General features: G+C 69.9%; 21 protein-coding genes and 1 riboswitch. Of the genes, 8 read left to right on the forward strand and 13 right to left on the reverse strand.

Going from position 1 to position 21,778, the window contains the following annotated elements; translation table 11 throughout:
- Positions 1–2: 2 nt before the first annotated feature.
- On the reverse strand, positions 3–395 hold the full coding sequence (locus YWW_RS0111385; RefSeq protein ID WP_026930217.1) for a VOC family protein: 393 nt from the start codon (positions 393–395) through the stop codon (positions 3–5).
- 84 nt (positions 396–479) lie between these two features.
- On the opposite strand from YWW_RS0111385, the gene YWW_RS0111390 reads away from it, so the two are divergent.
- A complete protein-coding gene (locus YWW_RS0111390) occupies positions 480–1,235 on the forward strand; it encodes a TetR/AcrR family transcriptional regulator C-terminal domain-containing protein (RefSeq protein WP_026930218.1) in 756 nt (251 codons plus the stop codon).
- Between the two features lie 62 nt (positions 1,236–1,297).
- Here YWW_RS0111390 and YWW_RS34040 read toward each other — a convergent pair whose 3' ends face one another.
- On the reverse strand, positions 1,298–3,082 hold the full coding sequence (locus YWW_RS34040) for a YhgE/Pip family protein (RefSeq protein WP_026930219.1): 1,785 nt from the start codon (positions 3,080–3,082) through the stop codon (positions 1,298–1,300).
- Positions 3,079–3,852, reverse strand: a complete 774-nt coding sequence (locus tag YWW_RS34045; protein WP_162145941.1) for an ATP-binding cassette domain-containing protein — start codon at positions 3,850–3,852, stop codon at positions 3,079–3,081. The genes YWW_RS34040 and YWW_RS34045 overlap by 4 nt, the downstream gene beginning before the upstream one ends.
- A gap of 147 nt (positions 3,853–3,999) precedes the next feature.
- On the opposite strand from YWW_RS34045, the gene YWW_RS0111405 reads away from it, so the two are divergent.
- Positions 4,000–6,084 carry a S9 family peptidase gene (locus YWW_RS0111405; RefSeq protein WP_026930220.1) on the forward strand — a complete coding sequence of 695 codons (2,085 nt, stop codon included), beginning with the start codon at positions 4,000–4,002 and terminating at the stop codon, positions 6,082–6,084.
- A gap of 81 nt (positions 6,085–6,165) precedes the next feature.
- On the opposite strand, the gene YWW_RS29790 is transcribed toward YWW_RS0111405, so the two are convergent.
- From YWW_RS29790 to YWW_RS36890, 3 genes are all read right to left on the reverse strand, one after another.
- Positions 6,166–6,375 (reverse strand): hypothetical protein, encoded by a 210-nt coding sequence (locus YWW_RS29790; RefSeq protein ID WP_035704353.1) that lies wholly within the window; start codon positions 6,373–6,375, stop codon positions 6,166–6,168.
- Positions 6,376–6,507: 132 nt separating this feature from the next.
- Positions 6,508–7,605, reverse strand: a complete 1,098-nt coding sequence (locus YWW_RS29795; RefSeq protein ID WP_211228520.1) for an RNA-guided endonuclease InsQ/TnpB family protein — start codon at positions 7,603–7,605, stop codon at positions 6,508–6,510.
- A complete protein-coding gene (locus tag YWW_RS36890) occupies positions 7,577–7,717 on the reverse strand; it encodes a helix-turn-helix domain-containing protein (protein WP_211228521.1) in 141 nt (46 codons plus the stop codon). Before YWW_RS36890 ends, YWW_RS29795 begins: the two co-directional genes overlap by 29 nt.
- Before the next feature lie 210 nt (positions 7,718–7,927).
- Between YWW_RS36890 and fbaA the strand changes: the two genes are divergently transcribed.
- Positions 7,928–8,950, forward strand: a complete 1,023-nt coding sequence (gene fbaA, locus YWW_RS0111420) for a class II fructose-bisphosphate aldolase (RefSeq protein WP_026930221.1) — start codon at positions 7,928–7,930, stop codon at positions 8,948–8,950.
- Positions 8,951–9,079: 129 nt separating this feature from the next.
- Here the strand turns inward: fbaA and YWW_RS0111425 are convergent, their stop codons facing one another.
- Positions 9,080–10,267: an RNA-guided endonuclease InsQ/TnpB family protein gene (locus tag YWW_RS0111425; protein ID WP_211228522.1), complete on the reverse strand. Its 1,188-nt coding sequence runs from the start codon at positions 10,265–10,267 to the stop codon at positions 9,080–9,082.
- 203 nt (positions 10,268–10,470) lie between these two features.
- On the opposite strand from YWW_RS0111425, the gene YWW_RS29800 reads away from it, so the two are divergent.
- Positions 10,471–11,034, forward strand: coding sequence for a Uma2 family endonuclease (locus tag YWW_RS29800; RefSeq protein ID WP_035696642.1), 564 nt, complete (start codon positions 10,471–10,473; stop codon positions 11,032–11,034).
- A gap of 61 nt (positions 11,035–11,095) precedes the next feature.
- Here the strand turns inward: YWW_RS29800 and YWW_RS29805 are convergent, their stop codons facing one another.
- Both YWW_RS29805 and YWW_RS0111440 read right to left on the reverse strand, forming a co-directional pair.
- Entirely contained in the window at positions 11,096–12,649 is a 1,554-nt protein-coding gene (locus YWW_RS29805; RefSeq protein ID WP_051325674.1) for a glycoside hydrolase family 13 protein, read from the reverse strand.
- A 15-nt stretch (positions 12,650–12,664) separates the two neighbouring features.
- The gene (locus YWW_RS0111440) at positions 12,665–13,663 is read right to left on the reverse strand and encodes a LacI family DNA-binding transcriptional regulator (RefSeq protein ID WP_026930223.1); all 999 of its coding nucleotides are present in this window, start codon (positions 13,661–13,663) and stop codon (positions 12,665–12,667) included.
- A 162-nt stretch (positions 13,664–13,825) separates the two neighbouring features.
- Between YWW_RS0111440 and YWW_RS0111445 the strand changes: the two genes are divergently transcribed.
- Genes YWW_RS0111445 through YWW_RS0111455 form a run of 3 tightly spaced genes read left to right on the forward strand, consistent with a single transcriptional unit; the run spans position 13,826 to position 17,558 of the window.
- A complete protein-coding gene (locus tag YWW_RS0111445; RefSeq protein ID WP_026930224.1) occupies positions 13,826–15,070 on the forward strand; it encodes a sugar ABC transporter substrate-binding protein in 1,245 nt (414 codons plus the stop codon).
- A gap of 17 nt (positions 15,071–15,087) precedes the next feature.
- Positions 15,088–16,635 carry an ABC transporter permease subunit gene (locus YWW_RS29810; RefSeq protein ID WP_155830138.1) on the forward strand — a complete coding sequence of 516 codons (1,548 nt, stop codon included), beginning with the start codon at positions 15,088–15,090 and terminating at the stop codon, positions 16,633–16,635.
- Positions 16,632–17,558, forward strand: coding sequence for a sugar ABC transporter permease (locus YWW_RS0111455; protein WP_035696640.1), 927 nt, complete (start codon positions 16,632–16,634; stop codon positions 17,556–17,558). Before YWW_RS29810 ends, YWW_RS0111455 begins: the two co-directional genes overlap by 4 nt.
- Positions 17,559–17,676: 118 nt before the next feature.
- Here the strand turns inward: YWW_RS0111455 and YWW_RS0111460 are convergent, their stop codons facing one another.
- The 3 genes from YWW_RS0111460 to YWW_RS0111470 all read right to left on the reverse strand — a co-directional run bounded on the left by YWW_RS0111460 (position 17,677) and on the right by YWW_RS0111470 (position 18,547).
- A complete protein-coding gene (locus YWW_RS0111460) occupies positions 17,677–17,868 on the reverse strand; it encodes a hypothetical protein (RefSeq protein ID WP_026930226.1) in 192 nt (63 codons plus the stop codon).
- A gap of 133 nt (positions 17,869–18,001) precedes the next feature.
- Positions 18,002–18,214, reverse strand: a complete 213-nt coding sequence (locus YWW_RS0111465) for a heavy-metal-associated domain-containing protein (RefSeq protein WP_026930227.1) — start codon at positions 18,212–18,214, stop codon at positions 18,002–18,004.
- An 18-nt stretch (positions 18,215–18,232) separates the two neighbouring features.
- On the reverse strand, positions 18,233–18,547 hold the full coding sequence (locus tag YWW_RS0111470; protein WP_026930228.1) for a metal-sensitive transcriptional regulator: 315 nt from the start codon (positions 18,545–18,547) through the stop codon (positions 18,233–18,235).
- A gap of 278 nt (positions 18,548–18,825) precedes the next feature.
- A riboswitch (cyclic di-AMP (ydaO/yuaA leader) is annotated at positions 18,826–18,950 on the forward strand.
- A gap of 8 nt (positions 18,951–18,958) precedes the next feature.
- On the opposite strand from YWW_RS0111470, the gene YWW_RS0111475 reads away from it, so the two are divergent.
- On the forward strand, positions 18,959–19,897 hold the full coding sequence (locus YWW_RS0111475) for a C40 family peptidase (RefSeq protein WP_026930229.1): 939 nt from the start codon (positions 18,959–18,961) through the stop codon (positions 19,895–19,897).
- Between the two features lie 224 nt (positions 19,898–20,121).
- Here the strand turns inward: YWW_RS0111475 and YWW_RS0111480 are convergent, their stop codons facing one another.
- On the reverse strand, positions 20,122–21,738 hold the full coding sequence (locus YWW_RS0111480) for a beta-N-acetylhexosaminidase (protein WP_026930230.1): 1,617 nt from the start codon (positions 21,736–21,738) through the stop codon (positions 20,122–20,124).
- Between the last annotated feature and the right edge of the window lie 40 nt (positions 21,739–21,778).

Below are 21,778 nucleotides of genomic sequence, written 5' to 3' on the forward strand. Positions count from 1 at the left end.
GCTCACCCCGCGGCCGGCTGCCCCACCCACTGGACGAGCTGGATGACGACGCCGTTCGGGTCGGTCACCTGGAAGTAGCGCTCGCCCCACTCCTCGGTCTCGATCGGCGTGGTGATCGCCACGCCCTCACGTTGGAGGCGTTCGTACTCGGCGTCGATGTCCTCGACGACGAAGGCCACCAGCAGCCCGTCCGCGGCGCCCTTGGCGCTCTCGGGCTTGAACGTCGACAGGCCGATGCGCAGGTAGATGACATGGAAGTCCGCCTCGGGGCGCGAGAGCGAGACGAAGCCGTCGGCGGACATGTCCTCACTGAAGCCGTAGTGGCGCTTGAGGAACTCGGCCGAGACGACCGGGTCGGCGACGTTGAGCGAGATGGCGTATGCGGTGATCTGCATGAGCGGCTCCTTCATTTCATCGTACGCTGTATATTGTACAAAGTACGTTGTACGTTGTACAAATTTTTCGGCTAGGATCGTGCGGTGACTTCCACGACAGCCGACGCGCCGAAGCCGACCCTGCTCGAACTGCTCTGGAGAGCGGAGCCCGCCGCCGCCCGGCGAGGGCCGCGCAAAGGGCTCACCGTCGACGCCGTCGTCGAGGCGGCGATCGCGGTCGCCGACGCCGAGGGCCTCGAAGCGGTCACCATGCGCCGCGTCGCACAGTCCCTCGGCGTCGCCCCGATGACGCTCTACACGTACGTGCCGGGGAAGGCCGAGCTCATCGTGCTCATGCTCGACGCCCTCTACGCGGCGATGCCCCGCACCGAGACCGCCGGGCGCGACTGGCGCGCCCGCCTCGCGTCCGTCGCCCGCGACAACTACGCGATGTACCGGGCCCACCCGTGGGCGGCCGCGGCCTCGCAGACCAGGCCGCCGCTGGGACCGGGCCAGTGCGCCAAATACGAGCACGAGTTGCGATCGCTCGACAGGCTCGGCCTCGGCGACATCGAGATGGACGACGCGCTGGCCTACCTGCTCGCGTTCGTGCGCACCGCCGCCGCCGACGCGGCGCGGGCCGAGGCCGAACGCGAGGCGAGCCAGGTGAGCGACCAGGAGTGGTGGGAGGCCAATGGGCCGCTGCTCGCCGAGGTCCTCGACGTCGAGCGGTTCCCGACCGCGGTGCGGGTCGGCCGGGCGGCCGGGGAGGCGCACGGCGCGGCCTCCGATCCGCGGCACGCCTTCGAGTTCGGGCTGGAGCGCACGCTCGACGGACTCACGGCCCTCATCGACCGCTGACAGGGCTTCGGTGTTCACCGCGGGGCTTGCGGTACATGAGTGACAAGACTTGTGTTATGAATTCACTGCCGCAGCGGCGGGTGCAGGCGGCCGATCGTCCACTTGCGCCGCATCGCCACCACCGCGCTCGCCACCGCCAACGACGCCGCCAGGTAGGCGGCCAGTACCGCGAGCGCCCACACCAGCTCCCTCGTCTCGCCGCCGCTGATCGCCACCCGCAGCGCGTCCACTGCGTACGTCATCGGCAGCCATGGGTGGATCGCCTGGAAGAACGCCGGCGTCGTCTCCACCGGGTACAGCCCGCCCGAGGCGACCGCCTGGAGCACCAGCAGCACCACGAGCAGCACGACCCCCACCGCGCCGGCGACGAGCCGGAACATGTGCGCCACGGCCGTGAACGTCAGGACCGCCAAGAGGCACAGCGCGATCGCCATGGGCGCCTGCCTCGGGTCGAGCCCGAGGCCGACGTCGAGCACGAGGTACAGCACCAGCGCGCTGACCACGCCGAGGGCCGCGCCGGAGAGCCAGCCGCCGATCGCCACGGCCGGTGAGCGCAGCGGCCCGGCGACGGCCCGCGGATTCACCGGGCGCAGCAGCAGATACGCCGCGATCCCGAACGCCCACAGCGCGGCCGGGATGACGAGCGGCGCCAGGCCGCGCCCCAGGCTCCCGGCCGCGTGGTGCGTCTCCTCGTCGATCACGACGGGGCTGCCGGGCGCCCCGGTGCTCCCGGCGCCGTCCGCCTGCGCGCGGGCGTCGGCCAGTCCGGAGACGACGGCGTCGGCGCCGTCGTCGAGCTCGCCGAGGCCGCCGGCGAGCTCGGCGGCCGTCGCCTCGGCTTCCGCGGCGGCGGTGGCGGCCTGCCCGGCGGCCTCGGCGGCCGCCGCGGCGTCGGTCTGGAGGGCCCCGAGGTCCTCAGCGGCCGCGTCGAGCGTCTCGGCGGACGTGGCCTGCACGGCGGCGTCGGCGCTCTCGACGTCGGTGCTGGCGCTCTCGGCCCGGTGCACGTGCTCCCACAGCGTCTCGCAGGCGTAGCTGTCGCCGCCGTCCCGCCCGCACAGGGCGCTGTAGGCGCCGTCGAGCTCGGCGGCGTCGGCGACGAGGTCCGAACCGGCCTCCGAGCCGGCCTGGATCCGCTCCCAGTCCTCGGCGAGGGCGTCGACGGCGGGCACGGTCTCGCCGACGGCCTCGTCGAGCCCGCCGGCGACCGCTTCGGCGCCCGCGGCCGCGTCGGCGGCCGTCTCGGCGAGCCCGGACAGTCCGGTATGGAGCGAGGAGGCGCCTTCGGCGGCGCCGCCGAGGCCGCCTGCGAGATCGTCGAAGAGGGTCTCGGCGACGGCGGTGTAGACGGCGGCGCTGATCCGGTGCTGGAGTTCGCGCTCGGCCGTGGCGGTCATGACGCCCGCCAGGTACCCGTTCGCGTCGTCGCGCTCGAATGCGACGCCCGCCCGGGCCGGTTCGCCGCCGACGAGCCCGGCGATGCGGGTGGAGAAGTCCTCGGGGACCGTGACGACCATGTAGTAGTCGCCGTCCGCGAGGCCGGAGCGGGCCCGCTCGGCGCCGGTGAAATGCCAGTCGAAGACCGGCTCGCTCCGCAGTTGCTCGACCAGGTGCTCGCCGCCGTCGATCTCGACGACCTCGCCGCCCCGCTCCAGCGCCGCCCCGGCGTCCTCGTTGACCACGGCCACGGGGAGCTCGTCGACCGAGCCGTACGGGTCCCAGAAGGACCACAGGTACAGGCCGGCGCAGACGGCCGGGAGAAGCACGATCGCGGCCACCACCGCGACGCGGACGGGGTGGCCGCGATGGCGGCGCAGTTCCAGGCGGGCGAGGCTGAACGGGCTCACGGCGGTCCTCCGTTCCGGTCGAGGTCCGCTTCGAGGCGGGGCGGGCGGGCCATGGATCTGGTCCTGAGGTCGACGACGACGTCGGCGGGCGGGTCGTGGCGCGCGCACGAGACGAGGACGAGCTGGCCGGCGTCGGCGACGGCGCGGAGGTTCTCGAAGACGCGCTCGCCGCCGGCGCCGTTGAGGCCCGCGTCGACGTCGTCGACGACGACGGCGGGGGTGCGGGAGGCGGCGGCGCAGGCGATCGCGAAGCGGACCCGCTCGAAGCGCGGCAGCAGCGCGAGGGTGTCGCCGGTGTCGACGTCGACGGCGAGGCGGTCGAGCCACGCGCGGATGTTGGCCTCGGTGGCGGCCCCGCCCGAGACCGTGACCGTCTCGGCGATGCAGTCGGCGACGGTCAGGCGCCCGTCGAGGCCGATCGCGGGCGCGGCCTGGGCGACGGTGAAGCGGCGGCGGATCTCGGCGGGCCTGGACTGGCCTTCGACGACGAGGGTGCCGTCGGAGAGGGCGAAGCGCCCGGCGAGCGCGAGCAGGAGCGAGGTGCGCCCGTCGCCGCCGTCGCCGGAGACGGCGACGAGCTGGCCGAGTTCGGCGCTGAAGGAGACGTCAGTGAAGACCGGGCCCCGGCGGCCCTTCGCGGCGAGCCGCTCGGCGGCGAGGAACGGCGGACCGAGACGGCGGGGCCGGTCGAAGACGACGGTCCGATCGAGGACGACGGTGACGGTCTCGTCAGCGGACGTCGGCGTCGCTTCGTCTCGCTTGTCGCTCATGTCGACCATCCTCACAGCTCGGTGCGCCGCGGATGGAGGGATTCGGCTACATTCGAACCGCCGGGGGACGGTACTCGCGAGTAACATGGCGGGCTCGCCTCGCGTGCGGCGACCGGCGGCGCGCCCGACAGGCCCTAGAGTTGAGACATGTCAGAAGAGCATGTTGTGTCCCAGCCGGTCGCGGCCCGCCGCGACCACCCGCGAACCCACCACGGCGACACCGTCAACGACGCCTACGCCTGGCTCAAGGACCCGGAGGACCCCGAGGTCCTCGACTACCTGCGGGCCGAGAACGCCTACACCGAGTCGCGCACCGCCCACCTCGACGGGCTGCGCAAGGCCGTCTTCGGCGAGATCAAGGACCGCACCCAGGAGACCGACCTGTCGGTCCCGGTCCGCAAGCGCGGCTGGTGGTACTACGGGCGCACCGAGGAGGGCAAGCAGTACGGCATCGAGTGCCGCGTCGCGGCCGAAGGCGACACGCCGCCGAGCGTCGAACCGGGCGTGCCGGTCGAGGGCGAGCAGGTCATGGTCGACGGCAACGAGCTCGCCGAAGGCCACGACTTCTTCTCCCTGGGCACCTGCGAGGTCTCCCCCGACGGGAACCTCCTGGCGTTCGGCGTGAACTACACCGGCGACGAGCGGCTCACCCTCCAGTTCAAGGACCTGCGCACCGGCGAGGTCTTCGACGACCGGATCGAGGGCGTCTTCTACGGCGGCGCGTGGTCGGCCGACGGCTCGGTGTTCTTCTACACCAAGGTCGACGACGCGTGGCGGCCCCACCAGGTGTGGCGCCACGTCCTCGGCGAGGACGAGGACACGCTCGTCTACCAGGAGGACGACGAGCGGTTCTGGACCGGGATCGTCCTGACCCGCTCCGAGCGGTACCTCATGATCGTGTGCGGCTCGAAGATCACCAGCGAGATCCGCTACCTCGACGCCGCCGACCCGACCGGCGAGTTCACCGTCTTCGGGAACGGCCGCGAGCAGGGCGTCGAGATGCACGTCGACCACCAGGGCGACCGCTTCCTGGTACTGCACAACAAGGGCGCCGAGAACTTCACGCTCGGGTGGGCGCCGGTCGAGGACACGACGCGGTTCAACGAGATCCTCGCGCACGACCCGGCCGTCCGGCTCGAATCGGTGGACGCCTTCGCGGGCCACGCCGTCGTCTCGATGCGACGCGACGGGCTCTCGCGGATCGCCGTCCTCGATCAAGCGGGGACGCTCACCGAGGTCGCCTTCGACGAGCCGATCTACTCGGTCGGCCTCGGCGAGAACCCCGACTACGACTCCAGGATCCTGCGCCTGGGCTACACGTCGATGGTGACGCCCTCCTCGGTGTACGACTACGACATCGACGCCGCCCGGCTCCACCTGCGCAAGCGCACCCCGGTGCTCGGCGACTTCGATCCGGGCGCCTACAAGCAGTACCGGGAGTGGGCCACGGCCGCGGACGGCACGAAGATCCCGCTCTCGATCGTCGCGCGCGCCGACGTCGCGGCCGACGGGACCGCGCCGTGCCTGCTGTACGGCTACGGCTCCTATGAGCACTCCATCGACCCGTACTTCTCGATCGCGCGGCTGAGCCTGCTCGACCGGGGGGTGGTCTTCGCGATCGCGCACGTCCGCGGCGGCGGCGAGATGGGCCGCCAGTGGTACGAGCAGGGCAAGCTCCTGCACAAGAAGCACACCTTCACCGACTTCGTCGACGCCGCCGAGCACGTGGTGCGGTCCGGCTGGGCCGCGCCGGAGCGGATCGTCGCGCGCGGCGGCTCGGCGGGCGGCCTGCTCATGGGGGCCGTGGCGAACCTCGCGCCCGAGCGTTTCGCCGGGATCCTCGCCGACGTGCCGTTCGTGGACGCGCTCAACACGATCCTCGACCCGACGATGCCGCTGACGGTCATCGAGTGGGAGGAGTGGGGCAACCCGCTGGAGTCGGCCGAGGTCTACGAGTACATGAAGTCGTACTCGCCGTACGAGAACGTCACCTCGGTGCGCTATCCGTCGATCCTGGCGGTGACCAGCCTCAACGACACGCGCGTCGGCTTCCACGAGCCCGCCAAGTGGATCGCGCGGCTGCGCCACGAGAGCCCGGAGTCGGACGTGATGCTCAAGACCGAGATGGAGGCCGGCCACGGCGGCCGCTCGGGCCGCTACGACGCCTGGGAGGAAGAGGCGTTCAACCTGGCGTGGGTGCTCGACAAGCTGGGCGCAGCCCAGATCGCCTGAAGCACAGCAGCCGGGCGCAGCCCGGACCGCCTGTGCGCGCGGCCGGTGGGGACCGGCCGCGGCCGCCGAGCCCCGCGCGGGTCAGCCCGCGTGGGGCTCGTCGTCTTCGTCGCCCGGCACTTCCCTGGCCTGCTCGGCGGCGTCGGCCGCGTCGGCCTCCTCCGGCACGGCTCCCTCGTCGCGGGCGGCCGTGGCCTCCGGATCGTCCTGGTCGCCGTCGTCGGCCGATTCGACCAGGTCGAACTCCGACGCCTCGTCGAAGTCGTCGACCCATTCCTGCTGATAGCCCATGGTTCCACCGTATGCCCAAGGGCGCCGCCCGGCGGGCGAACCACCAGGTAGCCTAGGGGTTGCCTTCACATGTTCGCGGGCGGTGCTTCATCTGGTCGCAACGCGGCGATGAAGTGCTCAGACAGCGGCGTATCAACTACCGCGGAATGATTTCCGTGGTTTGTCGCTCGTGCCCGCCGCTGGCCGTGGCGTATCGGCAACATTGGGCGTATTGACAAAAGCCCAAGTCGTGCGTGCGCGGTCACGAACGTTGACCGCGGCTACCTGATCGGCGGGCCCAGCGAGTCCGCACCCCTGACAGGCAAAATAATCTCTGGTAGGTCGATTGTTTTTAGCGGTGTGCCCGCACAGCGGGCACCGCCGCGAGGTGTTCCGGGCGTCGATCACGACCACCGGCACCCCGGCCCGCTTCGCTTTATAAGCGATGAACGCCTGGAGTTGATAGAAGGACCACGCGTTCAACTCGCCTCGCTGGGCGGCTGTAAGCCGTACCCGGTCACGAATACCGGTGAGCTCTTCGAGCCCGATACCCCGACCGGTGCGTTCAGCCTTGCCTACGAGCTGTTTCGCGATCCGATGGTTATTGTCCTTGACCGCGCGGGCTTCACGTTTCGCGCGCTTCTTGAGTTTCTTCTTGGCCGACTTGGTCGCCTTGGCCTGCAACTCGGCACGAACCTTCGCCATCCGATTGCGGTAGCGCCTGAGCCCAGCACCTTCAAAGTTGTCGCCATCGGAGCTGGTCGCGATGTTGACGATGCCCATGTCCACGCCAAGGAAATCGCCCGGGTCGGTGTTCGCGTCGGCGTCGGCGACGTCGACCGTGGCCAACAGGTACCAGGTGCCCTCCCGGCAGACCAGATCCGTCTCGCCTTGGCGGTGGCGCTCCAACAGTTTGAGGTGGTCGACATGGCCGGTGAAGGCGATGCCGCGCATCCGGCCCCTGGTCGTCCAGATCGAGACCGTGCGGGCGTCATGCTGCCAGGAGAGGCATCGGTCATCGAACGCCTGCGCCGCCTCGGGCCGGAAGACGACCGGCTTCGATGTCGCCTGCGCCGCGCGTTTCCCGGCGAGGCGCCCGGCTTTGATGAGTCCGGCGATGGTGGCGTAGGCGTGGCAGGTCTTCTTGATGATCAGCTGCGCGATCTGAGAACCCAGACCGCGGTCCTTCAGCGATGTGTAGGTGTGCTGGCGCAGCGCGTACTCACGCGGCACCCCGTGCCGGTAGGCCATGGCCGAGGTCCAGTTCGCGGCCTCGTTGACCGCGCGCAGGGTCGGTCTGCTCCAGCGCCTGCGCCTGTTCCGGCGTCGGCACCAGCTTCACTTGCACGACCTGCTTGCCCACGTCCGCAACACTAGAGGCCGGGTCCGACAAGAACACCCACTCCGACCTTGATCAATATGTGTAATCACGGTCACTTATTACTCACAGTCTCGTGGAGCGGGACTGTGAGCAGGCGATCACCACACATTCCTCCCCGGGGTAAACCCCATGAGATCCTTTGCGAATTATGCTGAGGGGGCCATCGACGAATTCATCTAAGGAGCAGACAGCATGCCTATCGCAACACCCGAGGTTTACAACGAGATGCTCGACCGGGCGAAGAAGAACTCCTTCGCGTACCCGGCCATCAACGTCACCTCGACCCAGACGCTCAACGCCGCGTTGGCCGCTTTCGCCGAGGCCGAGTCCGACGGCATCGTGCAGATCTCCACCGGCGGCGCGCAGTACGTCTCCGGCCCGACCGTGAAGAACATGGTCACCGGCGCCGTCGCCCTCGCCACCGCCGCCCACGAGATCGCCAAGAACTACCCGGTGAACATCGCCCTGCACACCGACCACTGCCCGAAGGACAACCTCGACAAGTTCGTCCGCCCGCTGCTGGCCGTCTCAGAGGAGCGCGTCGCGCGCGGCGAGCACCCGCTGTTCCAGTCGCACATGTGGGACGGCTCGGCGGTGCCGCTGAAGGAGAACCTGGACATCGCCCAGGAGCTCTTGGAGCGCACCTCCAAGGCCAACATCGTCCTGGAGGTCGAGATCGGCGTCGTCGGCGGCGAGGAGGACGGCGTCTCCGCCGCGATCGACGACAAGCTGTACACGACCGTCGCCGACGCGCGCGCCACCGTCGAGGCCCTCGGCTCGGGCGAGCGGGGCCGCTACATGTCCGCGCTGACCTTCGGCAACGTCCACGGCGTCTACAAGCCGGGGAACGTGCGCCTGCGTCCGGAGATCCTCAAGGAGATCCAGGACGAGATCGGCAAGGAGCTCGGCAAGGACAAGCCGTTCGACCTGGTCTTCCACGGCGGCTCCGGTTCGACCGAGCAGGAGATCAGCGACGCGGTGGACTACGGCGTCATCAAGATGAACATCGACACCGACACGCAGTACGCCTTCACCCGCCCGATCGTGGACCACATGTTCCGCAACTACGACGGCGTGCTCAAGGTCGAGGGCGAGGTCGGCAACAAGAAGGCCTACGACCCGCGCGCCTACGGCAAGCTCGCCGAGGCCGGCATGACCGCCCGCATCGTCGAGGCCTGCCGGCAACTGCGCAGCGTTGGCAACAAGATCAATTGACATCCTCGCTTCCTTGAAGGGAGGCGATTCCCGGCTTGCGGTCCGTTGATCCGGCCCGGCTACGGGTGGGTTCCTGGTTCAACGGGCCGCGCCGGGTCTCCCCGGTCTTACCGGCCCTCCGCAGGCGTTTCAGGTGTCCGCCTGCCCGGCGGCCACCATTCTTCGTCCTTCTCGCCTGATGTTGGCCTCGGCGTTGCCGTCCCGGTCGTGGACCGCGCCGCACCCGCACGCCCACGCCCGGACCGACAGGCCCTCCAGCCCTTTCGGTCCGGTGAGGGCCCCACACACCGAGCACATCTGCGTGCTGGGAAAGAACCGGTCGACCTTCGCGAAGGCGCGTCCGGCACGGACAGCCTTCGATTCGAGCCGGGTCAGGAACATGCCCAGCGCGGCGTCGTGGACCGACTTCGCCGACCGGCCCCGCGCCAGGCCCTTGACGTTCAGGTCTTCGACATAGAGCGCTTGGTTCTCGCGCACGAGTGCCGCGACCTGCTTGTTCAGCCAGTCGTCTCGTTTGTTCCGGGTCCGCTCGTGGATCTTCGCGACCGTCAGCCGAGCCTTGGCCCGGTTGACCGATCCCTGCTGCTTGCGTGAGAGCGCCCGCTGGGCCTTCTTGAGTCTGCGTTCCATGGCCCGGAAGAACTTCGGGGACTCGATGGTCTTGCCCCCGCGCAGCACCGCGAACGACTTCAGCCCCAGATCGATCCCGGTCTCGGCTTCATGGTCCTCCAGCGGCTCGGCCAAGTCCACACCGTCGGTGGCGGCGACCACGAAGCTCGCGTAGTACTTTCCGGTCGTGGTCTTCACGATCGTCACACTGGACGGGACGGCCGGCAGTTCCCTGGACCATGCAACCTTCAGGTCACCGATCTTCGGCAGGCGCAGCCTGCCGTTGTCCAGCACGTTGAATCTGGCGTTGCGGGTAAAGCGGATCGCTTGGCGCGCGGCACGGCGCTTGAACCTCGGCAGCCCCACACGCGCCCCGGCCCGGTTGCCTTTCAGAGAGGCGAAGAAGTTCTTGTATGCCCGGCCAGCGTCAGCCAAGGCCTGCTGCAACACCACCGCCGACACCTCGCCCAGCCAGGACCGCTCAGCGGTGCGCTTAGCGTCGGTGATCAGCGCCTTCGACAGCGCCGCCGCGGTCGGGTACGGCAGGCCCTTGGCGTGGGCGGCCCTGCGCGCGGCGACCGCGTCGTTGTACACCACCCGAGCACACCCGAACGCCTTGGCAAGCGCGGCGCGCTGCGGGACAGTCGGGTAAACCCGGAAGGAATACCGAAGGTGCACGACCGGAACCGTACCGGTCAGGTACGACAATCCAGCGGCTCCCAGTCCCGCTCCGCGGGACCGCGAGCAGACAACCGACCCGGATTCACCTCCGGCCTGAAGGCCGGAGCACTCCCCGGGAAACCGGTAGCACAAGTCATAACGCTTCGCGAGCCCGGACCATTACTCGGTCCGGGCTCGGTCGTTATCCGGGTACCCTCGTATATGTTCCTCGGTTCTGCGAAGGAGGCCTGATGTTCGACGTCGTGCTGCCCCCACCGCCCCGTGACTCCGGCTGGGAGTCCGACGATCTGGACATGTACGACCTTCCGGATCACGTCGAACTCATATACGGAGCCCTTGAACTCATGATGAGCCCCCAGCGCTCTTGGCATCACCAGATCATCCGCAGACTGGCGAACATGCTTGAAGACGCCGCTTACCCGGATTGGCGCGTCGAGCAGGAGATGACCATTCGCATCGACCGAAAGAGCCGACCCGAACCCGATCTGCTCATGGTCGCTCCTGAGCCGGATTACAACTCCGCCACCAAGTGGTTCCGCCCCGAGGACGTCGTGCTGGTGATGGAGGTCGAGTCACCGGAGTCAGAGGCGCGCGACAGAGAGCTGAAGCCGATGATGTACGCGCGGGCCGGCATCGGCGTTTATGTGCGGGTGTCGGAAGGACCGGATGCCGTGCCCGTCATCCACCGGTACCACCTGGAGAACGGCAAGTACCGGTTGATCGACGAGTATCAGGGCCGTCTGGTGCTGGACAAGCCGATCCAGATCGATTCAAAGATCAGACCGACCTGGTGAGCACACGGCAGAGCGCCAGGGGCGGCGGGCCTTCGGCCCGCCGCCCCCTTCAACGTTCGTCTTACTTGGCGAACCAGACCGCCGAGCCGGCCGGGAGGCGGCCTTCTGCGAGATCGGCGCTCGCCAGGAGCACCTCGCCGTCGAAGCCGTCCAGGCTCACCGGTTCGTCGCCGAAGTTCACGACGCACACCACCGCGCCGTTGTCGAACGCGAGCGTGTCGGCACTCGGCTCGTCGAGCCAGGTCAGGCCGCTCGCCTTGTGGGCCTTGCGCAGCGCGATGGCCTGGCGGTAGAACTCGAGCGTCGAGCCCGCGACGCCGTCCTCGGCCTCGACGGACTTCTCGGACCAGCCTTCGGGCTGGGGCAGCCAGCCCGCGGCGTCGCCGAAGCCGAGCGACGGCCCTTCGGTCTTCCACGGGATCGGCACCCGGCAGCCGTCGCGGCCGATCTGCTCGCCGTTCGTGCGGAAGAACGTCGGGTCCTCCCTGACCTCGTCGGGCAGGTCCAGGACCTCGTTCAGGCCCAGCTCCTCGCCCTGGTAGACGTACACCACGCCCGGCAGCGCCAAGAGCAGCTGCGTGGCGGCCTTGGCGCGGGCCAGGCCGATCGGGCCGTCGCCGTAGCGCGTGACGTGCCGCTGCACGTCGTGGTTGGACAGCACCCACGTGCACGGCGCGCCGACGCCGGCGTTGTTGGCGATCTCGGCGTCGATGGCCTTGCGGAAGTCGACCGCCTTGAACGGCGCCAGCACGAGGTCGAAGTTGAACGCCTGGTGCAGCTCGTCGGGCCGCAGGTACAGCGCCCGCCGTTCGGCCGAGTCGGTCCAGGCCTCGGCGACGAAGATCCGGTCGCCGTCGTACTCCTCGATGACCGGCCGCCACGTGCGGTAGATGTCATGGACGCCGTCCTGGTCGAAGAACGGGGAGCGGGTCGTGCCGATCATCTCGATCGTGCCGTCGCCGCCGGTGTCGGGCAGCCCTTCGGCCTTGACCATGCCGTGGGCGACGTCGATGCGGAAGCCGTCGACGCCGCGGTCGAGCCAGAACCTGAGGATCGACTGGAACTCGGCGTGGACCTCGGGGTTGTCCCAGTTCAGGTCCGGCTGGGAGGAGTCGAACAGGTGCAGGTACCACTGCTTGCCGTCGGGAGTCCTGGTCCAGGCGGGGCCGCCGAAGACCGACTGCCAGTTGTTCGGCGGCGTCTCGGGCTTCGCCGGGTCGACGTCGCGGAAGTGGTAGCGGTCGCGCTCGGCGCTGCCCGGCCCGGCGGCCAGCGCGGCCTTGAACCACTCGTGCTCCGAAGAGGAGTGGTTGGGGACGAGGTCGACGATGAGGCGGATGCCCGCCTCGTGGGCGGCCTCGAGCATCGCGTCGAAGTCGTCGAGGGTGCCGAACCGCGGGTCGATCGCGCGGTAGTCGGCGACGTCGTAGCCGGCGTCCTTCTGGGGGGAGGCGTAGAAGGGGGACAGCCAGATCGCGTCGACGCCGAGCGCCGAGAGGTAGGGGATCCGCGAGCGGATGCCCGCGAGGTCGCCCATGCCGTCGCCGTTCGCGTCGGCGAAGGAGCGCGGATACACCTGGTAGATGACCGCCTCGCGCCACCAGTTGTCACTCATCTGGGAGTTCCTTTCTCATCTTCGGGGTGCCGCACCGGTGGAGCCGCGTACGACGAGTTCGGGCCGGAAGAGGTATTCCGACGACGGCGTGGGCTGCCCGGCGATCTCGTCGAGCAGCGCCCGGGCGGCGGCGGTGGCGATGTCGCGCACCGGCTGCCGCACGGTCGTGAGCGGGGGGTTGGTGTGGGCGATGAGCGGGGAGTCGTCGTAGCCGACGACGGAGAAGTCCCCCGGCACGGCCAGGCCGCGCTCGGCGGCGGCGCGGACGGCGCCGAGGGCCATCATGTCGGAGCCGCACACGACGGCGGTGGCGCCGCGGTCGATGAGGCGGGTGGCGGCGGCGTGGCCGCCCTGCTCGCCGAAGAGGGTCAGCTCGATCAGCTCGGGGCCGATGCTCTGCATGGCGTGCCGGTAGCCGCGGATCTTGCGCTGGACGGGCCAGTAGCGGTCGGGACCGGAGACCAGGCCGATCCGGCGGTGGCCGAGACCGGCGAGGTGCTCGACGGCGATGCGGGCGGCGACGGCGTCGTCGCAGGAGAAGGAGGCCGCGTCGACGCCTTCGGGATGGCCGGTGACGAACGCGACCGGCAGGCGCTTGTCCTTGAGCTCCTGGTAGCGGTCGGTGCTGGCGGCGGTGTCGGCGTGGAGCCCGGAGACGAAGATGATGCCCGCGACGCTCCGTTCGCGCAGCATCTCGACGAACTCGTCCTCGGAGACCCCGCCGGGGGTCTGCGTGCACAGCACCGGCGTGTAGCCGGAGCCGGCGAGGACGTTGGAGATCGTCTGCGCGTACACCGGGAAGATCGGGTTCTCGAGTTCGGGCACGACGAGGCCGATCAGGCCGATGGCGTGCTTGCGAAGGGCCTGGGGCCGTTCGTAGCCCAGCACGTCGAGGGCGGTGAGGACGGACTGCCGGGTCTGAGCCCCGACGCCGGGCTTGTCGTTGAGCACCCGGGACACCGTCGCCTCACTCACCCCGGCCTGTCTGGCGATGTCGGAGAGTCGAAGCCGCATGATGACAGCGTAGCCTATCTGAAATTTGGCAACAGTTTGATTGCAAGGGTTTCCTGTTTCTGAAACATATTGCTAACCTTCGAGGTGTCAGGGGCTGAGCCCATGATCCCCGTCACGGCCCGCGTTCCGCCGGCCGCCCTCAACGAGGAGAGGTACTGAATCATGCGTAGAAGGACCATCGGCACCGCGGCCGTCTCCATCGCCGCGCTCGGCGCTGCCGCCGCCTGCGGCTCCGATGACAGCGAGGGCGACGAGAACGGCTCCGGCGAGCAGGAGTTCTCCGGCGAACTGGTGATCTGGGCCGACGAGACCCGCACCCCGGTGCTCAAGGAGTACGTGGCCGGCTTCGAGGCCGCCGTCGGCGTCAAGGTCACCGTCGAAGAGCACGTGGAGACCCTCCGCGAGGACTTCCTGGCCGCCGCCGAGCAGGGCCAGGGCCCCGACATCATGGTCGGCCCCCACGACTGGACCGGGCAGCTCGCCGCCGACGGCGTCATCACCCCCATCACCCTCACCGAGGACCAGAAGGCCGCCCTCAACGAGGCCAGCGTCAAGGCCGTCACCGTCGAGGGCCAGGTGTGGGGCGCCCCGTACGCCCTGGAGAACCTGGCGCTGTTCCGCAACACCGACCTGGCCCCCGACGCGCCCGCCACCTTCGAAGAGCTGATCCAGATGGGCACCGACGCCGGCACCGACGAGATCCTCACCATGGAGATCAGCGTCGACGGCAACGCCTACAACGGCTACCCGCTGTTCTCGTCCATGGGCGGCTACCTGTTCGGCGACGACGGCCAGGGCAACCTCGACCCCACCGACGTCGGCGTCGACTCCGAGGGCGGCATCGCCGCGTTCGAGAAGTTCGCCGAGCTCGGCGCCGCGGGCGTCCTCAAGACCACCTACGACGCGTCCAACACCATCCCCTTCTTCGTCGACGGCAAGACCGCGTTCATGATCTCCGGGCCCTGGGCGGTCACCGACGCCCAGAACGCCGGGCTGACCTACGAGGTCACCGCCATCCCCGGCTTCGAGGGCCAGAACCCGGCCGCGCCGTTCCTCGGCGTCCAGGCGTTCTTCCTGTCCGCCAGCGCGAAGAACCTCACCTTCGCCCAGGAGTTCATCACCAACTACGTCCTGCGCGAAGAGGACCAGCTCACCCTGGCCGAGGCCGGGAACCGGCTGCCCGCCCTGACCTCGGCGGCCGAGACCTTCACCGAGGGCAACGCCGACGTGACCGGCTTCGCCGCCGCAGGCGAGCACGCCGTCCCGATGCCGAACATCCCGGCGATGAACGCCGTGTGGGAGCCGTTCGGGCGCGCCCAGGCCGACGCCATCGACGGCGTCTCGACCGGCGAGGAGGCCGCCACCACCGCGGCCGGGACCATCCGCGACGCCATCGCGGCCTCCTAGAACCGGGGGACGCACCAGTGCTCGACCAACGTTCCCGGGCGGCCGGGTCGCACACCACCGCGGGCCTGATCGTCAAGATCACCGTGCTCGCCGTCGTGGCGGCCCTGGCCGCCTGGGCGGCGTTGCCGCTCGTCGAAGCCCGGGCCTGGTGGGGTCTGGCGCTCGAGGCGGCCGTCGTCGCGATCGTCTTCTACACCTACCTGCAGCGCCGGACCATCCCGCTCAAATACCTCGTCCCCGGGACGCTGCTGCTCATCGCCTTCCAGATCCTGCCGGTCGTCATGACGATCGGCACCTCCTTCACCAACTACGGCGACGGCCACCGCGTCGACAAGGAGCAGGCGATCGAGGCGATCGTCGCCGCCGGCGTCCAGCCGACCCCCGGCGGCACGACCTACCTCCTCGCCGTCGGCGAATCGTCCGACGGCGAACTGGCGCTGCTCTTGACCGACACCGCGGACGGGAGCGTGTGGGTCGGCACCGAGGAGGGCCTGGACGAGCTCGACGACGCCTCGACCGACGAGGCCGGCCGCGTCACCGCCGCCGACGGCTACGAGGTGTGGGACCTCGCCGAACTGAACGAACGCCAGGCCGAGGTCGCCGAACTGGCCGTGCCGACCGGCCCCGAGTCCGGCATCAGGGTGCAGGGCCTGTCGGCGTTCGAGGGCGCCTCGACCCGCTCCTACGACGACGCCTGCGACTGCATCACCGACGAATCGACCGGCACGGTCTGGTACGCGGACGACGAGGCCGGCGCCTTCACCACCGAGGACGGCGAGGCCGCCCTGGTCGGCTGGCGGGTCGGCATCGGCTTCGAGAACTACCTCCAGGTGCTGACCGACCCCGAGATCCGCGGCCCGTTCTTCGGCGTGTTCGCCTGGAACCTGGCGTTCGCGGCCGGCAGCGTCCTGTTCACCTTCGCGATCGGCCTGGGCACCGCGATGGCCCTGAACCGGCCGGGCATGCGGGGCACGAAGCTGTACCGGGCGATCATGATCCTGCCGTACGCGATGCCGTCGTTCGCGATGCTCCTGGTGTGGGCGCAGATGTTCAACCGCGACTACGGCCTGATCAACGAGATGCTGGGCCTGGGCGTCGACTGGTACGGCGAGACGTGGGCGGCCCGCGCGATGGTCCTGATCGCCAACACGTGGCTGGGCTTCCCGTACATGTTCCTGATCAGCCTCGGCGCGCTCCAGGCGCTCCCGGCCGACTCGCTGGAGGCGGCCAGGATCGACGGCGCCACCGGCGTGACCGCGTTCCGCACGATCACGCTGCCGCTGCTGCTGGTGGCGCTGACGCCGTTGCTGATCTCGAGCTTCGCGTTCAACTTCAACAACTTCAACGCGATCGAGCTGCTCTCGGGCGGCAACCCGTTCAACGCCGGGGAGACGGTCGGCGGCACGGACCTGCTGATCACGTACGCGTTCCGGCAGGCGTTCGGCTCGTCCAGTTCGGACTACGGCTTCGCGTCGGCGGTCAGCGTGTTCATCTTCCTCATCGTCGCCACGATCTCGGCGGTCATGTTCCGCGCCACCCGAGCACAGGAGGACGTCTACTCATGACGCGTATCGCGCAGCCGCGCCCCGACGTCCCCCTCCGGTCGGCCCCGCCGAGGCGGCGCCGCTCGGGCTTCGCCCGCTGGGCCGGCGACACCGGCTGGCGGCACCTGGTGGCCGTGGTGGTGCTGGTGTTCGCCCTGATCCCGATCCTGTACGTCGTCTCGGCGGCGTTCAACCCGAACGGGACGCTGTCGACCACGAGCCTGCTGCCCTCGAGTTTCGGCCTCGACAGCTTCGAGCGGCTGTTCTCGGAGCCGAACGTGCCGTTCTGGCGGTGGTTCGGCAACTCGCTGGTGATCGCCGTCCCGGCGGCGTTCATCTCGATCCTCATCTCCTCGCTGGCCGCTTACGCGTTCAGCCGGTTCCGCTTCGCCGGGCGCCGCCCGATGCTGCTGTTCCTGCTGCTGATCCAGATGTTCCCCGCGTTCCTGGCGGTGATCGCCCTGTACCTGATCTTCGGGTCCATCGGCGACTTCTACCCCATGGCCGGGCTCAACTCGAAGCTCGGGCTGATGCTCGTCTACATGGGCGGGGCGCTGGGCGTCTCGACGTGGCTGATGAAGGGCTTCTTCGACACCATCCCCAAGGAGCTCGACGAGGCGGCCACGATCGACGGGGCGAGCCACGCCCAGATCTTCTTCGGGATGATCCTGCCGCTGGCCGCGCCGATCATCGCGATCTCGGGGATCCTGGCGTTCGTCGGCACGATGAACGACTTCATCCTCGCCAGCCTGTTCCTGACCGACCGGGAGGAGATGACGCTCGCCGTCGGGCTCAAGACGCTCGTGGCCGACAACTCCCCGGCCAGTTACTTCGGGGTGTTCGCGGCCGGGACGCTCATCACCTCGGTGCTGACGGTCACGGTGTTCATGAGCCTGCAGCGCTACATCGTCTCCGGGCTGACCGGAGGCGCGGTGAAGGGCTAGGGGACCGCGGCTCGACACGCCGCGGCCCGCCGCGAGGCGGGCCGGGGCCCGGTCGGCGGGCAGCCTCCCAGCGCCGCCGACCGGGCCGTTGCACGTCCGGCGGCGGGGCGGCGGATGCTCAGTTCCAGTGGGGCGGGCGTTCGGCGAGCAGTTCGAGGTCGCGGGGCGAGAGCGCGCGCCGCGCGCTCGGGCGCCGCGGCGCGGGGACCTCGCCCCAGCCCAGCTCGGACTCGTCGGAGGTCTGGTCGGGGAGGACCTTGTAGTCGTCTTCGCCCAGTTCGACGGAACGGTCGTCGTCGGAGACAGCCATGCCCCGACTCTACGCCAGGACCGTGAACGGGCCGCAACTTGAAAACGCCCGCCGGGTGTCGGGCAGGCCCCGACGCCCGGCGGGCGTGCTCGCTCCGGTGTTCAGTCGGCACTCCGGCGACGCTTGCGAGCCGTCAATTGGCAATGCCGACGAGTTCGTAGCCGGCCTCGTCGACCGCGTCGCGGACGGCGTCGGTCGACAGCGTCTCGGCGCTGACGACGGTGACGCGGCCGGTGTCGACGGCCACGTCGACGTTCTCGACGCCGGGCAGGGCCGAGACCTCCTGGGTGACGGCGCCGGCGCAGTGGCCGCAGGTCATTCCCTTGACAAGGTACGTGGTCTCCATGTGCGCTCCTTACGGGTTTCAGGTCCTGAGCAGCCTGGCGACCGCGTCAGTGGCCTCCTTGACTTTCGCTTCGGCCTCGGCGGGATCGCCTTTCACCTGCGCTTCGGCGACGCAGTGCGAGATGTGGCCTTCGAGGAGGTTGATCGCCACGGCCTGCAGGCCCTTGGTGGAGGCCGAGATCTGGGTCAGGATGTCGACGCAGTACTCGTCTTCCTCGACCATCCGCTGCAGGCCCCGGATCTGGCCCTCGATGCGCCGCAGGCGCCGCTGCAGCGCCGCCTTGTCGCCGTGGTACCAGTATTCGCGGCCGTGGCCCGTCTCGTCGCTCGCCATGGTGTCTCCCTCCGTACCGCCAGTGTATACCCCTGCGGGGTATAAAGGCAACTGCTCGTCATTCCTGTGACGCGGCCCGTAGTATTCCGTGCCATTCCAAGAGAAATTCTCCCCCCGCCCTTGTCACCGGACGTCTTCTGGTTCTAACGTGAAGCCGTCGCGTCGGAAACTTCGGCCGCACCCCGCGGTCGCCGCGCGACACCGCCGAATCGGAACCGCCCATCGCGGCGAAGCGTGCGAGCCGTGCACGGGCACAGCGGAACCGAACCGGGGAACCAGGGCGATCAGCGCCGCGCCTCGCGCGGGGCCGATCGGGGTGAATCCCGCCCTCGGGCGGGTAGGGCGAACCTTCTTCCCGCCCGAATCCGACAGCTAACCCGGTAGGCGGCAAGAGGAAGGAGCGCATCACTGGTGCGTACCCGGCAACTGGTCGCCGCATTGACGGCCGCCGTGTTCCTGCCCGCCTCCGCGGCCGTCCTGACCGCGAGCGAGGCGACGGCCGAGCCGACCCCCGAAGAGGTCGAGGCCGACATCGAGGAGCGCAACGCCGAGCTCGAACTCGTCATCGAGGACTACAACGCCAAGAACGAGGAGCTCGAGGACGCCAACGAGCTCATCGCCGAGATCGAGGCCCAGCTGCCCGATCTCGAAGCGGCCGTGGCCGAGAGCGCCGAAGCGGTGGCCGAGATCGCCGCCGCCGCGCACACCGGCGGCGAGTTCGCGATGATGAACTCGATCCTGGCCGGCGACCCCGACGACTTCGCCGACCGCATGATGCTCCTGGAGAACCTCAACGCCACCGAGAACGCCGAGCTCAGCGCGCACCTCCAGCAGGTCGCGGACCTCGAGAGCCGCCAGGCCGAGCTGGAGGCGCTGCAGGAGGACGCCGACGAGATCCTCAACGACCTCGAGCAGCAGCAGAACGACATCGAGGCCGAGATCGAGGACCTCGAGGTGCTGCTCGACGAGGTCACCCCCGACCCGCCGCCGGCGGACAACCCCGACTACAGCGGCGACTCCGCCGTGGTCGACTTCGCCTACGCGCAGCTGGGCGAGCCGTACGAGTACGGCGCCGACGGGCCGGGCAGCTGGGACTGCTCGGGGCTCGTGCAGGGCGCCTGGGGCAACGCGGGGGTCTCCCTGTCGCACAACGTCGAGATGCAGTGGAACGAGACCGCGAGGGTCTCGAGGGACGAGCTGCAACCGGGCGACATCGTCTTCTACTCCGGTCTGGGGCACGACGGGATCTACATCGGCGACGGCCAGATCATCCACGCCCCGCACACCGGCGACGTGGTGAGGATCGCCGACATGGACATCATGGACATCCAGGGCTACGGCCGGCCGTGAGGCCCGCCGCCGCATAGACTCCCCGGCGTCGGCGCGGGCGATCCCGCTGCTGACCTGCTGCTGACCCGCATGACGCAAGCGCCGCCGCCGGGGGCCACCTCATCGTAGAGACCACCACGAATCGGCCCAGGCCACCCCCTGGACGAACGGTGTCATGACAACGGTGGAAGACAGCGGATGCGGAGTCGACCTGCCAGACTCCGCATCCGCGCCTCTCCAGGCGGCTATTCGGCCGGGTGGCCCTTGAACTCCAGGTCGAAGCGCCGGCGCGCGCCGCTGCCGCCGGTCTGCCAGGGCCGGGGGCCCTCGAGCGGGCGGTAGGCGACGCCGAGCGCGTCGAGGCGCGGCAGGTGGTCGTCGAGCCGCTCGAGCACGGGAGCGGCCTCGCGGGCCTCGGGTGCGGCCCAGGCGACGTCGGCGAGCACGGCCAGGCGCGGGAACGCCCCGTACTCGACGTCGCGGGCGCTCGGCATGTACTCCGACCACAGCTGGCATTGGACGCCGAGCACCGCGGCCGGGTCGACGCCGGGCGGCACCGGCTCCCAGGCGGCCACCTTCGCGGTGGGGGTGAGCCCGTGGATGCGCAGCGGCTCGTCGGGGCCGTCGCTCTCGTAGTGGTCGAAGTAGACGTAGGTCTCGGGCGAGACGATGACCCGGTGGCCGGCGTCGACGGCCTTCTTGACGTAGGCCTCGTTGCGCCACACCGCGACGACGGCCTCGGCGGGGGCGCCGCCGTCGAGGATCTCGTCCCAGCCGATGACGCCTCGCCCCAGGGAGGTCACGTGCTCGGCGAAGGCGCGCGTGAACCAGGCCTGGACGCCGCGGACCTCGGCGATGCCCTCGCGTTCCATGAGCTCGGCGGCGACCGGCGAGGACTCCCACTGGGCGGTGGGGACCTCGTCGCCGCCGATGTGGATGAACGGGGCGTCGAAGACCTCGGCGACGGTGTCGAGGACGTCGCGGGCGAACTGGAGGGAGGCCTCGGTGGGCTCGAGGACCTCCTCGAACACGCCGAAGGTGGTGGCGACGCCCTTGCCGTGCCCGGTGCCGAGCTCGGGGTAGGCGGCCAGGATGGCGCGGGCGTGGCCGGGGAGGTTGATCTCGGGGACGACCATGATGTGCCGTTCGCGCCCGTAGGCGACGATCTCCCGCAGGTCGGCGAGCGTGTAGTAGCCGCCGTGCGGGGTGCCGTCGGCGCCGGCCTCGTCGCGGGCGTGGCCGATGACGGTCTCGGGCCGCCAGGAGGCGACCTCGGCGAGCCTGGGCCGGGAGGGGACCTCGATGCGCCAGCCCTGGTCGTCGGTCAGGTGGAGGTGGACGACGTTGAGCCGGTGGATCCAGGCCCGCTCGATCATGGCGAGCACGAACTCCTTGGGCTGGAAGTGCCTGGCGACGTCGACGTGGACGCCTCTCCAGCGCAGGCGCGGGGCGTCGTCGATCGCGACGCGCGGGACCACCGGCTCGGCGGCGGGGGCGGCGCGGAGGGCGTCGGCGGGCAGGAGCTGGCGGAGCGTGGCGATGCCGCGGGCGATCCCGGCGGGATGGGCGGCGGCGAGGTCGACGCCGCCGTCGTCGACGCGGAGCCGGTAGGCCTCGGCCTCGCGCGTCAGGTCCGCGGGCCGGGGGCCTTCGAGGCGCAGCCGCACGGCCGGGCCGTCGAAGGCGGGCCGGACGTCCAGGCGCAGGCCGGTGCCGCGGGCGAGGAGGTCGGACAGGAGCCAGGCGAGGCCGGTGGCCTCGGGGTCGGCGGCGACGATGGCGCCCAGGGAGGAGAGGTCGAGCTCGCCTCCGGCGTCGGCGAGGTGCTGCGGCTGCGGGATCAGCGATATGCGGCGCTGCATGCGGGGGCTCCTGGTTCGGCTCGGCGGACGGCGGGCGGGG

This window comes from Glycomyces tenuis DSM 44171, assembly GCF_000427885.1.
Taxonomy (GTDB): Bacteria; Actinomycetota; Actinomycetes; order Mycobacteriales; family Micromonosporaceae; genus Glycomyces; species Glycomyces tenuis.

Excerpts from the sequence above, each read along its gene's own strand:
- YWW_RS0111385 (WP_026930217.1), bottom strand. The coding sequence starts at position 395 with ATGCAGATCACCGCATACGCCATCTCGCTCAACGTCGCCGACCCGGTC.
- YWW_RS34045 (WP_162145941.1), bottom strand. The coding sequence starts at position 3,852 with ATGAGCGACAAGCGAGACGAAGCGACGCCGACGTCCGCTGACGAGACC.
- YWW_RS0111405 (WP_026930220.1), top strand. The coding sequence starts at position 4,000 with ATGTCAGAAGAGCATGTTGTGTCCCAGCCGGTCGCGGCCCGCCGCGAC.
- YWW_RS29790 (WP_035704353.1), bottom strand. The coding sequence starts at position 6,375 with ATGGGCTATCAGCAGGAATGGGTCGACGACTTCGACGAGGCGTCGGAG.
- YWW_RS29795 (WP_211228520.1), bottom strand. The coding sequence starts at position 7,605 with ATGGCCTACCGGCACGGGGTGCCGCGTGAGTACGCGCTGCGCCAGCAC.
- fbaA (WP_026930221.1), top strand. The coding sequence starts at position 7,928 with ATGCCTATCGCAACACCCGAGGTTTACAACGAGATGCTCGACCGGGCG.
- YWW_RS29800 (WP_035696642.1), top strand. The coding sequence starts at position 10,471 with ATGTTCGACGTCGTGCTGCCCCCACCGCCCCGTGACTCCGGCTGGGAG.
- YWW_RS29805 (WP_051325674.1), bottom strand. The coding sequence starts at position 12,649 with ATGAGTGACAACTGGTGGCGCGAGGCGGTCATCTACCAGGTGTATCCG.
- YWW_RS0111440 (WP_026930223.1), bottom strand. The coding sequence starts at position 13,663 with ATGCGGCTTCGACTCTCCGACATCGCCAGACAGGCCGGGGTGAGTGAG.
- YWW_RS0111445 (WP_026930224.1), top strand. The coding sequence starts at position 13,826 with ATGCGTAGAAGGACCATCGGCACCGCGGCCGTCTCCATCGCCGCGCTC.
- YWW_RS0111455 (WP_035696640.1), top strand. The coding sequence starts at position 16,632 with ATGACGCGTATCGCGCAGCCGCGCCCCGACGTCCCCCTCCGGTCGGCC.
- YWW_RS0111460 (WP_026930226.1), bottom strand. The coding sequence starts at position 17,868 with ATGGCTGTCTCCGACGACGACCGTTCCGTCGAACTGGGCGAAGACGAC.
- YWW_RS0111465 (WP_026930227.1), bottom strand. The coding sequence starts at position 18,214 with ATGGAGACCACGTACCTTGTCAAGGGAATGACCTGCGGCCACTGCGCC.
- YWW_RS0111470 (WP_026930228.1), bottom strand. The coding sequence starts at position 18,547 with ATGGCGAGCGACGAGACGGGCCACGGCCGCGAATACTGGTACCACGGC.
- YWW_RS0111480 (WP_026930230.1), bottom strand. The coding sequence starts at position 21,738 with ATGCAGCGCCGCATATCGCTGATCCCGCAGCCGCAGCACCTCGCCGAC.